Origin of the sequence: Amycolatopsis sp. NBRC 101858, from assembly GCF_030269325.1 — a bacterium.
GTDB classification, from domain to species: Bacteria; Actinomycetota; Actinomycetes; order Mycobacteriales; family Pseudonocardiaceae; genus Amycolatopsis; species Amycolatopsis ponsaeliensis.
This window is the reverse complement of the sequence record NZ_BSTD01000005.1, coordinates 389,472-400,158: the sequence shown is the minus strand read 5'-3', so window position 1 is coordinate 400,158 and position 10,687 is coordinate 389,472. Positions and strand designations below refer to the sequence as shown.

The 10,687-nt window shown below is 69.5% G+C and carries 10 protein-coding genes; all 10 read right to left on the bottom strand.

Annotated elements, in window-relative coordinates; translation table 11 throughout:
* Positions 1-255 precede the first annotated feature (255 nt).
* The 10 genes from QSK39_RS35965 to QSK39_RS35920 all read right to left on the bottom strand — a co-directional run bounded on the left by QSK39_RS35965 (position 256) and on the right by QSK39_RS35920 (position 10,684).
* Entirely contained in the window at positions 256-1,113 is an 858-nt protein-coding gene (locus QSK39_RS35965) for an ADP-ribosylglycohydrolase family protein (RefSeq protein WP_285482307.1), read from the bottom strand.
* Between the two features lie 91 nt (positions 1,114-1,204).
* Positions 1,205-2,182: a hypothetical protein gene (locus tag QSK39_RS35960; RefSeq protein ID WP_285482845.1), complete on the bottom strand. Its 978-nt coding sequence runs from the start codon at positions 2,180-2,182 to the stop codon at positions 1,205-1,207.
* Between the two features lie 87 nt (positions 2,183-2,269).
* Positions 2,270-2,863: a hypothetical protein gene (locus QSK39_RS35955; protein WP_285482306.1), complete on the bottom strand. Its 594-nt coding sequence runs from the start codon at positions 2,861-2,863 to the stop codon at positions 2,270-2,272.
* A 36-nt stretch (positions 2,864-2,899) separates the two neighbouring features.
* Positions 2,900-4,165 carry an MCE family protein gene (locus QSK39_RS35950; RefSeq protein WP_285482305.1) on the bottom strand — a complete coding sequence of 422 codons (1,266 nt, stop codon included), beginning with the start codon at positions 4,163-4,165 and terminating at the stop codon, positions 2,900-2,902.
* On the bottom strand, positions 4,165-5,343 hold the full coding sequence (locus QSK39_RS35945) for an MCE family protein (RefSeq protein WP_285482304.1): 1,179 nt from the start codon (positions 5,341-5,343) through the stop codon (positions 4,165-4,167). Before QSK39_RS35945 ends, QSK39_RS35950 begins: the two co-directional genes overlap by 1 nt.
* The gene (locus QSK39_RS35940) at positions 5,340-6,521 is read right to left on the bottom strand and encodes an MCE family protein (protein ID WP_285482303.1); all 1,182 of its coding nucleotides are present in this window, start codon (positions 6,519-6,521) and stop codon (positions 5,340-5,342) included. Before QSK39_RS35940 ends, QSK39_RS35945 begins: the two co-directional genes overlap by 4 nt.
* Entirely contained in the window at positions 6,518-7,504 is a 987-nt protein-coding gene (locus tag QSK39_RS35935; protein WP_284747838.1) for an MCE family protein, read from the bottom strand. The genes QSK39_RS35940 and QSK39_RS35935 overlap by 4 nt, the downstream gene beginning before the upstream one ends.
* On the bottom strand, positions 7,501-8,529 hold the full coding sequence (locus tag QSK39_RS35930) for an MCE family protein (protein ID WP_285482302.1): 1,029 nt from the start codon (positions 8,527-8,529) through the stop codon (positions 7,501-7,503). Before QSK39_RS35930 ends, QSK39_RS35935 begins: the two co-directional genes overlap by 4 nt.
* Positions 8,526-9,851 (bottom strand): MCE family protein, encoded by a 1,326-nt coding sequence (locus QSK39_RS35925; protein ID WP_285482301.1) that lies wholly within the window; start codon positions 9,849-9,851, stop codon positions 8,526-8,528. Before QSK39_RS35925 ends, QSK39_RS35930 begins: the two co-directional genes overlap by 4 nt.
* Entirely contained in the window at positions 9,848-10,684 is an 837-nt protein-coding gene (locus QSK39_RS35920) for an MlaE family ABC transporter permease (protein WP_003060266.1), read from the bottom strand. The genes QSK39_RS35925 and QSK39_RS35920 overlap by 4 nt, the downstream gene beginning before the upstream one ends.
* Positions 10,685-10,687: the final 3 nt, after the last annotated feature.

The following is a 10,687-nucleotide window of genomic DNA, read 5'->3' as shown; positions in this document are numbered from 1 at the left end:
GGCTGGTAGCGCCAGTAAGAGGCGTTGGACCTGGGCCTTTTCCTCGTTTCGCACCCGCCCGCACCTGTGTTCCAGGCCACTTCGGACGGCACCGGTTCCGCCGCCGGCGGCGTGTCGCGACGGTTTTCGGTAACCGGCCGGAGGCCCCTCGGGCGGCGTCACAGCTGCCCCACGCACCCCGCCCGCCTCAGCGGCCCGGAGGCGTCCGAGACGCCTCCCGGACCGGTTGCGGACCCGCCTCGCCGCCGCGGCCGCTCAGGACTCGGCGAGCCAGCCGGGAAGGGGCTCACAGGCCGCGCGCCAGCTCTCCGGGACCGGCGTGCCGTCCGCCGCGAGCACGCCGCCCACGATGGCGCCCACCGTGTCGACGTCCTCGGCCACCTGGGCCACCGTCCACAGGGCGTCGACGAAGCTGTCGCCGAAGCGGGCCGCGATCCACAGGGCCAGCGGGACCGTGTCGTGCGCGGCCAGCTCGCGGCCCGTGCCCAGCTTGGCGGCGGCTTCCCGCGCGTCGGAGAACTTCAGGGCCCACGTCAGCCCGTCGCGCACCCGGCCGGGCGGCACGAGCGGGATCACCCCGTCCAGCAGGTCCGCGCCGGCCAGCCCGGGTGACGCGGCCCGCAGCGCGGCCGCCGCCGCGACGGCCACCGCGCCCGCGACCCCGTCGAAGTGCGAGTGCGTGATCACCGCCGACAGCTCGGCCTGCCGCAGCGCCTGCGGCAGGTTGTCGCAGAACCACGCCCCCAGCGGCGCCACGCGCATCGCGCCGCCGTTGCCCCAGGAGCCCCGGCCGTTCCGCTCGGTGACCTCCTGCCACGACCGGCCGGCCTTGATCTGGTTCAGGCGCCACTGCGCCCCGGCGCCGTAGCCGCGGCCGGGGTCGAAGTGCTCGGCGAACGAGGCGGCCAGGACGTCCTGGTCGACGTGGCCGTGCCGCCGCAGGACGTCGACGACCGCGCAGGCCATTTCGGTGTCGTCGGTCCAGCTCCACGGCGCGGCCGGCAGCAGCCGGCCGGCGACGTCCGGGTGGTCTCCGGGCAGGAGGATCTGCGCGCCGAAGGCATCACCGACGACAAGGCCGGCGAGGCTGGCGTACGCCTGTTCGAATCCCATCGGCCCAGCGTAGCCGCGGCACTACCGCCCGCTGCCCCTCAACGGAGCCCCGGCGTCGACGAGCGGCAGCGCCCGTCGCCCGGCGGCACCACTACTTGGACGGGGACGCCGGCGGGGCCGAGGACGCCGGGGCCTGGGTGGCCGCCGGGACCTTGGGCGCGTTGTACGTGTCCATGTCCGTGATCTTCCACTTGTCCCCCTGGAGCTGGGCGTTCAAGTGGAGCTGGGCGGTGCCCGCGGTCGTCTTCTTCGTGTCCGTGCGGGTCGAGGTCTGGTCGACGAAGACCATCACCTTCGCCAGGTCGCCGTTGAGCATGATCACCGCCGCGCGGGTGACCTTGCAGGTCACGACCATCTTCTGCGTCGGCGCGAGGCGCTTCACCTCGCCCATCAGCGAGTTGTACTTGTTCTTGACGTCGTCGTTGGCGAGCAGGTCGTTCGCCGCGTCCTCGGTCTTCTTGATGTTGTTGAAATCGTAGGAGAACAGCGCCTCGGCCGCCTTCGACACGGCGTCCTTGACCTGGGCCGTCTTCGCGACGTCCAGCAGCGCGGTGTTGCTGGTCGCCTGCGACACGTCGACCTCTTCGGACTTGAACCAGAACGCCAGCCCGCCCAGGATCAGCGCGACGAGCACCAGCGCGCCGGCGACCACGTACGGCCGCTGCACCTTCGAGCCCGCGGGCTTCGCCGGCTCGTCCGCGGTGTCCGAAACCGGGACCTCGTCGACGTCGGTCGGCTTCGCGATCCCCGTGTCGCGCTTCTTCCGCCGCGGGGCCGGGCGCGCCGGGGCGTCCTCGACGTCGGGCTCACCCGTGAGGGCGTCGACCTTCGGCTCTTCCTCGGTCCCGACCGCCGCGAACACCGCCGTGTCCTCGGCGGACGGTGCGGTGTCCGCGTCGAGCTGCCCGCTCGCGGCCTCGAACGGCTCCGCGGGCTTGGCGGCCGGGCGCGGCACCGGGCGCGGCGCGGGCCGGGGCCGGGGCTTGCGCGGCTCGGCCGGCACCGCGGGGAGCTGGCCGGTCCGCTCGGCGGCGGACTCGTCCGCCGCGGGCTTGCGCAGGCCGGCCACGCGGGGCCGGCGCGACGGCGGGGTGCTGCTGCTGCGAGGCGGCTGGCGGCGGGAGGGGGGCACTACGAGCTCCTTCTGCGTGACGCGCTACTGGCCGGCCGCGACGAGCGGGACGCTGTCGATGCCGGACAGCTTCCAGTCTTCGCCCACGCGGGTCATCGACACCTCGAGGCGCAGCGGCTTCGCGCTGCTCTTGTCCCCCTGGGTGACGGTCGTGGCGATGGCGGCGAGGAAGCTGGCCTTGCCTTCGTGGTCGTCCAGCTCCTCGACGGCGATGTCCTGGACGTCCGTGGTGACCTTCGTCTTGGCGTCGGCGAGCGCCTTGCGGAACGTCGGCGCCGACTGGTCGATCTGCTGCGACATCTTGTCGTCCGACACCGACTTCTGCCGGGCGAAGAAGCCGTCCAGGTCCGTGTAGTCGACCTCGGTGTAGGCCTTCAGCGCGTTGGTGCCCGCCTTGACCACGGCCTCGCGCGAAGCCGCCAGGTCGGCGTTGTCGTCGTTGGCCGCCACCCACCACTGGACGCCGAAGATCGCCGCCGCGATCAGCGCGGCCAGGGCCAGCGCCGCGGCGCCGAGCACCAGGATCCGCGTGGACGGCTCCGTCGACGGCGTCTCGTCGGCCGCAGGGGCCGCTTCGGGCTCCTTCACCGCCACGTCGGCCGGCTCGTCCGAACTCATAGCACTCCAGGGTAGGTAACGGTCATCAAATCCACGTCAGGCGAGGCCGAGCAGCGAACCCAGGCTGTTCAGGCTGACGCCGGGGCTGCCGACGATGCCCGGGACGCCCCGGCTGTCCCGCTCTTCGGCCAGCTCCTCCGCGGGCCGGTTCGCGTTCGCCGACACGTCGCTCGCCGACGGCGCGACCGGCACCCCGCCGTACGGCGCGTTCTGCGCGCCCCGCACGTTGATCGGGCTGCCCTTCGGTTCGGCACAGTACGCGTCCTCCTTCGCCGCCTTCGGCGAAGTGTCGGCTCCGGTGCGGTACTGCGAGTACGGCAGGTACCCCTTGGTGCACGACGGCGGGTTGAACAGGTTGAGCACCAGGCCGAGGTGCGCGGTGCCGTCGCCGGGTGCCACGCTGCTCGCCGCGCCGGCCAGCGCCGGGTAGGTGACCAGGCCCTGCTCGATGCCGTCGAGCCGGGTCACGGTCAGGTTGGCCGTGGTGAGCAGGTTCGCCGTCAGCGCGCCGAGGCCCGGGCCGGACTCCTGCAGCACCTGGCTGATCTGCGTCGCCACCTGCGGTGTGATGCCGATGAGCTTGCGCAGGTCGCCGTCGGAGTTCTTCAGGGTGCCGGTGAGCTCGTTGAGGCTCTTGCTGAACGACGCGAAGTTCTCGGCCTCGTCGTTCTGCGTGTCCAGCACCTTGCCGCCCTGGTCGAGCAGCTGGATCGTCTGCGGCAGGTACTCCTGCGCGGTCGTGGTGAAGCTGCGCGCGGTGTCCAGGAGCTTCTGCAGGTCGCCACCGGTGCCGCGGAAGGCGTCGTAGGACTCGTCGACGACCGTGCGCAGCGAGTCGACCGGGACCGACGCGGCGAGCGTGTCGAGGTCGCCGATCAGCCGTTCGGTGCTGACCGGGGTGGTCGTCTTCGACGCCGGGATGACCGAGCCGGCCGCCAGGTACGGGCCCTTGTCGGCCTTCGGCTTGAGGTCGACGTACTGCTCGCCGACGGCCGACCGGTTGGCGACGACCGCGTCGAGGTCCGAGGGCACCTGCGGTGCCGACGGGTCGATGTTCAGGTCGGCTTCGAGCCCGGTCGGGGTCAGCCGCATCTCGCCGACCCGGCCGATGTTGTAGCCGCGGTAGGTGACTTCGGCGTTGGTGAAAATGCCGCCCGACTCGTTGAGCTGCAGCTTCACCGTGTAGCCGCTGTTCCCGAACACGGTGCCGAGCCCGGCGAACCGGATCAGCGCGTAGACGATCGCGACGATGGAAATGACCGCGAAGGCGATCAACTGGATCTTCGTCCGGCGAACCAGCATCAGCCCGCACCTCCCGGCAGGAGCCCGAACAGGTTGCCGAGCCCCGGCTTCGACTGCCCGGACTGCGGCTGGCCGCTCTCCCCGGGGATCGGCAGCGGCGGATTGCCCGACGCGCCTTCGGTACCGCCGGTCAGCCCGGCCAGCGGCAGCTGCCCGGACAGGATGTTCTGGCGGCTGTTGCCCAGGTTCTCCACGACGGTCTTCAGGTTCAGGTCCACCTTCGCGAACAGGTTGAAGTAGTCGCCCTTGACGCCGTTGACGGCCTGGTCGCTGAACGGGAACGTCAGCAGGATCTGCAGGGCCTTCGGCAGGTCGTTGCCCGCCTCGCCGAGCTTCTGCAGCGTCGGCGTCAGCGCCTTCAGGTCGGCGACGAGGTCCTTCTGCGACCGGTTGACCGTGTCGGTGGCGACGCCGGAGAGGTTGTCCAGCGCCTGCAGCATCGTGACCAGCTGGCCGCGCTGCTGCTCCAGCACACCGAGGCCGGGCCCGAGGTTGTCGACCGCGCCGACGAGCTTGTCCTTCTGGCCGTTCAGGGTCGAGGACAGCCGGTTCAGCCCGTCGATGGCCCGGGTGATGTTGCGCGACTGCTGGTCGAGGTTCGTCACCAGCTGGTTCGCGTTGTCCAGCAGCGCCTTGATGTCCGGCTCGCGGCCGGACGTGGCGTTGTTGAGCTCCTTGGTGATGGTGTTGAGCTGGTCGACGCCACCACCGTTGAGCAGCAGCGACAGCGCGCCGAGCAGCTCTTCGACCTCGACGCTGCGGTTGGTCCGGGCCAGCGGGATGGTCGCGTTGTCGGCGAGCTTGCCCTGGGCCTGGTCGTCACCGGGCGAGGCCAGCTCGACGTACTTCTCGCCGAGCAGGCTCGACTGCTTCACGTTGGCGATCGCGTTGGCCGGCAGCTTGATGCCGCCGTTGACCTTCAGCGTGACCAGCGCGTGCCAGCCGTCCTTGGTGAGCCCGACGTTCTCGACGCGGCCGACCGGCACCTCGTCGACCTTCACCCCGGCCTGCGGGGTCAGGTCGAGCACGTCCCGGAACTCGACGTTCACCGTGTACGGGTGGTCGCCGAGGTCGGCGCCACCGGGCAGCGGCAGGTCGTAGATGCCGTTGAACGCGCAGCCGGACAGCGTCAGCGCGGACACGGTCGCGAGTGCCCCGACGGACAGGAGCTTCCTCACTGGCCACCTCCGTAGAGCTGCCCGGCGATGGGCAGCGGCAGCGGCGGCAGCTGGCCCGCCTGGAGCGCCTGGACCGTCTGCGCCAGCGACGGCAGCGGCACGATCCCGTCGACGACCTTGGCGATGCCCTCGCAGGCGTTGCCGAGCACGTCCGGGATGCCCTTGCCGGCCTGCTTGAGCAGCCGGCAGATCATCACCAGCGGCGGCTGGGTCAGCTCGTTGAGGTTCGGCCGGGCGTCGAGCGTGCCGGACGAGCCGTTGTACGTGTTGACCAGGTTGCTCAGGCCGACCGGCGCGACGTCGAGGATCTCGGCGAGCGAGCTGCGCTGGTCGACGAGCACCTTCGTGATGCCGGCCAGCTTGTCCACATTGGACTTGAGCCGCTCGTGGTTCTGGTCGATGAACGACTGCACCGCGGTGAGCGTCGTGCCCAGCTGCTGCACGGTCGCGGCCAGGTTGTCCTTCTCGGACGCGAGGTAGCCGCTGACGTCAGCAAGCTGGCTCTCGAAGCCGCGGACCTGCTTGTCGCTGTCGGCCAGCGTCTGCGAGAACTTGCCGAGGTTCTCCACGGTGGAGAACAGGTCGTCCTTGTTGCCCGACAGCGTCCCGGCCGCCTGGCCGAGCTTGGTGATCGTGTCGTGCAGGGCCTGGCCGTTGCCGTCGACGTTGGCCGCCGCGGTGTTCAGCAGGTTCGACAGCGACCCGTTCTTGTTGGCGCCGTTCGGGCCGAGCGTCTCGCTGACCCGGGCCAGGCTGGAGGCCAGCTGGTCGACCTCGAGGGGCACCTCGGTGCGGTCGAGGCCGATGACCGCGCCGTCGGAGATCCGCGGGCCGCCGGTGTAGGCGGGCGCGAGCTGGACGTAGCGGTCGGACACCAGCGACGGCGCCACGATGAGCGCCTTGGCGTCGGCCGGGACGGCGACCGAGCGGTCGTACTCGAACTCGACCTTCACCTGGTTGCCCATCGGCTGGATCTTGGTGACCGTGCCCATGTCGACGCCGAGCATCCGCACGCTGTTGCCCTCGTACAGGCCGACAGCGCCGGCGAAGTACGCGGTCAGGTGGTTGCGGCCGGCGTCCTTGAGGGTCCACCAGATCCCGCCCGCGACGACGAGGGCCAGGACGATCGCGATGGTGAAACCCCGGGTCAGGGCCACTCCGAAGCGGGTGTCACTCATTTCGTGTAGCACCCCTCTTCGTTGATCGGGCCGAACGACGGCAGCACCAGGCCGCAGATGTAGTTGTCGAACCAGCGGCCGTTGCCGATGGTGTTGGTGAAGACGCGGATGAACGGCGCGAACTTCGCGATGCCCTGGGCCAGCGAGTCCTGGTTGCGCTGCAGCATCGACGTCAGCTGGTCCAGGGACGTGAGCACCGGGTCGAGCTGCTTGCCGTTGTCGTCGATCAGGCCCTGCAGCTGCGTCGCCAGCTCGCGGGAGCCGTTCAGCAGCGACGTGATCGCGTCTTCGCGCTTCGAGAGCTCGTCGAGCAGCTTGTTGCCGTCGGTGAGCAGCTTCTGCACCTCGGCGTCGCGGTCGACCAGCGTCTGCGACACCTCACGGGTGTTGGCCAGCAGGTTCGACAGCTGCGTGTCGCGCGAGGCGATCGTGTCCGACAGCTTCGACAGCCCGGACAGCGCGCCCTTCACGTCTTCCGGCGTGTTGGCGAAGGTCTGCGAGATGGTGTCGAAGCTCTGCGCCAGTTGCTTGGTGTCGATGTTGTCGACGGTCTGCGACAGCCCGCGGAACGCGTCGAGCACGTCGTAGGGGGCCATCGTGCGGTCCCGCGGGATCCCGGTGCCCGGGTTCAGCGAGCCCTCGCCCTGCGGGTCCAGCGACAGGTACTTCTGGCCGAGCAGTGTCTTGATCTTGATCGCGGCGCTCGTCCGGTCGCCCAGCCAGGCGTCCTTGACCTTGAACGACACCTTGACCGACGCGCCGTCGAGCTCGATGTCGCTGACCTTGCCGACCTTGACGCCGGCGATCCGGACGTCGTTGTCCTTCTGCAGCCCGGAGGCCTCGCTGAACTCGGCGGAGTACGTCGTGCCGCCGCCGATCACCGGCAGGTCGTCGGAGTTCAGCGCGGCGATGAAACCGAGGGCCAGGACGGCGATGCCGACCAGCGCGATCGGGACGGGGTTGCGCTTCTGGAAGGACTTCATCCCTTGCACCTCTCCCGGTTGGCCGGGATCAGCGGGATCGGCACGTCGTTGATCAGTGGGGGCAAGCTGACGCTCCCGGAGAACTCGCAGGCGTAGAAGTTGAACCAGGAGCCGTAGTCCGCGGTGCGGGTCAGCGTGCTCACCTTGGTCGGCAGGAACTGGATGAAGTGCTCCAGCTCCGGCTCGTTCTTGTTGAGCTGGTCCGTGAGGTTCCCGAGGGCGCTGATGTCGTTCTTCAGCGGCTCCCGGACGTCACCCAGCAGGCCGGACGTCGTCTCGGCCAGGTTGCCGAGGCTCTCGATCGCGTCGCCGATCGGCTTGCGGTCCGCGGCCAGCCCGGACACCAGCTGCTGCAGCTTGACGATCAGGTCGTTGAGCTGCGGGGTGTGCGCGTTGACCGTGTCGAGCACCGAGTTGAGGTTGTCGATGACCTGGCCGATCACCTGGTCCTTGTCCGCGATCGTGGTGGCCAGCGACGCCGTGTGCGACAGCAGGCTCTCCACGGTGCCGCCCTCGCCCTGCAGGACCTGGATGACCTCGTAGGACAGCTTGTTGACGTCGTCCGGATTGAGGGCGGTGAACAGCGGCTTGAAGCCGTTGAACAGCTCGGTCAGGTCCAGCGCCGGCGTCGTCCGCTGCAGCGGGATGGTGCCGCCGGGCTGCAGGGTCTTGCCGGAGGAGTCGTCGCCTTCGCCGAGCGAGACGTAGCGCTGGCCGACCAGGTTGCGGAACTTGATCTGCGCGGTCACCCCGGCGGGCAGCTGCCGGCCGGCGTCGACCTCGAACTCGACCTCGGCCTGGCGCTTGTCGACGATCTTGACGTCCTTGACCTGCCCGACCCGGACGCCGGCGATGCGGACGTCGTCGTTGGGCAGCAGCAGCGTCGCGTCGGTGAAGCGCGCCTTGTAGGCGTTGGTGCTGGTGGTGTTGATGTTGGCGATGCTGATCCCGAGGATCGTCGTGAACAGCACGGTGACGACCACGAAGATGCCGAGCTTGATCAGCGGCGCGAGCAGGCCCCTCACTTCACCGTCACCTCCGCCCCGCGGTAGAGCGGTCCGACGAGCAGCGAGCTCCAGCCCGGGACGTCGGCCGAGTTCATGCCCAGCTGCGGGCCGAGGAGGTCGGCGAGGAAGCCCTGCTCCGCGGTCGAGTAGGCGAGGTCACCCCCGCTGCCGTTGCCACCGGCCGCGTCGGCCTTGAAGTTGGCCGGGTTGAGGCCTTCGCCGACGGTCTTCGGCGCGGTCTGGTGCTTCGTGCCGTCCTGGAACGCGCCGTCCGGCGGCTCCGAGGGGAACGGGTTCGGCAACTTGTCCGCGTCGTAGCACCGCGGGCCGCGCTTGTCCTCGAACCGCGGCTCTTCCTTGCCTGCCTGGTACGGGCCGCGCGGCACGATGATCTCGATCGTCGCGTGCAGGCCGGGCTTGTCGGTGCCCTTGCCCAGCGCCTGGTCGATCAGCGGGACGTTCTTGGCCATCTGGGAGATCACGCAGGGGTACTCCGGCGCGTACTTCGCCAGCAGCTCGGCCGTCGGCCGGGCGGTGTCGGCGAGGGAGATGATGTTTTCCTTGTTGTTCTGCAGGAACGTCTGCAGGTCCACGGAAGCCTGGGTCAGGCTGCCGTAGAGGTTCGACAGGTTCTGCCGCTCGTCGACCACGGTCCGGGTCGTCGTGCTCAGGTTGTCGAGGCTCTGCACCAGGTCGGGTGCGGCGTCCTTGAGGTGGTCGGAGAACTCCGCGAGCGCCTTCAGGTTGTGCTGCAGCTCCGGCTCGTGCGGGTTCAGCTCGCCGATGTAGGTGCCCAGCTGCGTGAGCGTGTCGCCGAGCTGGTCGCCGCGGCCCTGCAGGGCGGTCGAGATCGCGGTGAGCGTCGCCGACAGCTTCTGCGGCTGCACCGCCTGCAGCACCGGCATCAGGTGCTCGAACGCCTGGTCCAGCTCGACGGCGCTCGACGTGCGGTCCTGCGGGATCACGTCGCCGTTGGCCAGGGTCTTGGCCGACGGGTCCTTCGGGATCTCCAGCGAGACGAACCGCTCACCGAAGAGGGTCTTCGGCAGGAACCGCGCCGAGACGTTCTCCGGGATCAGCTTCACCGACTCCGGGTTGAGCGCGAGCGTGAGCTCCGCCCCCTTGTCGGTGGCGACGATGTCCTGGACCGAGCCGACGATCAGCCCGCGCACCTTGACGTCGGACTGCTTGATCAGCTGGTTGCCGATCTTGTCGGCCTGCAGCTTGACCGTGACGACCGGCGTGAAGGCCTTGTCGTAGAGCGCGATGGACAGCGCCACCCCGCCGACCATCACGGCGACGAGCAGCAGGCCGAGCAGCCTGCGTCGGAGCGTCCTCATCCCGCGATCCTTACCGTGACGTCGGTTCCCCAGATGGCGAACCCGATGAAGAAGTTCATGATCGACACCGTGACGATGGACAGGCGCACGGCCTTGCCGACCGCGACGCCGACACCGGCCGGCCCGCCGGTCGCCCGGTACCCGAAGTAGCAGTGCGACAGGATGATCAAGACGCTGAAGAGCAGCACCTTGATGAACGAATAGAGCACGTCCTGCGGTGGTAAGAACAGGTCGAAGTAGTGGTCGTAGGTACCGGCCGACTGGTTGTAGATGTAGATGACGACCAGTCGTGACGCGAGGTACGAGCTCAGCAGGCCGATGATGTAGAGCGGGATCACCGCCACGAACCCGGCGATGATCCGGGTCGTCACCAGGTACGGCAGGCTCGGCACGCCCATGACCTCGAGCGCGTCGATCTCCTCGGAGATCCGCATCGCACCCAGCTGCGCGGTGAAGCCGGCGCCGACGGTGGCGCTCAGGGCGAGGCCGGCGACCAGCGGGGCGATCTCGCGGGTGTTGAAGAACGCCGTCAGGAAGCCGGTGAAGGCCGACGTCCCGATCGAGTTCAGCGCCGAGTAGCCCTGGAGGCCGACGAGGACACCGGTGAACAGCGTCAGGCCGACCATCACCCCGACCGTGCCGCCGATGACCGCGAGCGAGCCGGACCCGAAGCTGACCTCGGCGAGCAGCCGGAGGACTTCCTTCGTGTAGCGGCGCAGCGTCCGCGGCGTCCACAGCAGCGCCCGGCCGTAGAACGACATCTGGTCACCCAGGGTGTCCAGCGTCTGGAGGGGTCGGTTGGCGACGCGTTTCGCGCCCTGGAGGAACGTCATGGC

Bases quoted from the DNA above. Each gene is read 5' to 3' on its own strand.
- QSK39_RS35965 (WP_285482307.1), bottom strand. From the start codon at position 1,113: ATGGGATTCGAACAGGCGTACGCCAGCCTCGCCGGCCTTGTCGTCGGT.
- QSK39_RS35955 (WP_285482306.1), bottom strand. From the start codon at position 2,863: ATGAGTTCGGACGAGCCGGCCGACGTGGCGGTGAAGGAGCCCGAAGCG.
- QSK39_RS35950 (WP_285482305.1), bottom strand. From the start codon at position 4,165: ATGCTGGTTCGCCGGACGAAGATCCAGTTGATCGCCTTCGCGGTCATT.
- QSK39_RS35940 (WP_285482303.1), bottom strand. From the start codon at position 6,521: ATGAGTGACACCCGCTTCGGAGTGGCCCTGACCCGGGGTTTCACCATC.
- QSK39_RS35935 (WP_284747838.1), bottom strand. From the start codon at position 7,504: ATGAAGTCCTTCCAGAAGCGCAACCCCGTCCCGATCGCGCTGGTCGGC.
- QSK39_RS35925 (WP_285482301.1), bottom strand. From the start codon at position 9,851: ATGAGGACGCTCCGACGCAGGCTGCTCGGCCTGCTGCTCGTCGCCGTG.
- QSK39_RS35920 (WP_003060266.1), bottom strand. From the start codon at position 10,684: ATGACGTTCCTCCAGGGCGCGAAACGCGTCGCCAACCGACCCCTCCAG.